The sequence below is a fragment of the Serratia sp. LTN-2 genome, from assembly GCF_059740205.1.
On record NZ_JCAXDO010000043.1, the window covers coordinates 3,524 to 3,868 of the forward strand.

The window sequence follows — 345 nt, forward strand, 5'->3', positions numbered from 1 at the left end:
AGCGGCTCGCAGAGCTAGCGAAGTGTATACTGGCTTAATATACGAGTCCGGGGATGGCATTTATACCAGTTCACTATGGTAATACGGAAATCGGGCGCAAGAGTGGCAGGGGAAAATGACAGGTCGAGTGATATGCCGCTTCCTCGCGTTGACAGACTTCGCTAGTCAACACTCCGGCGAGCGGAGCGATCTCAAACCCAGGAATGCGTTATCAACGAATCAGGGGATAAAACTGTGAGGAGAGGTGTACACAGCAGGAAAAGAAAAAGGCAAGGAGCAGCCCTCTGGGCTGTTTTTTCATAGGCTTCGCCCTCCTGACGAGCTTCTCGGAAATCTGACGATAAC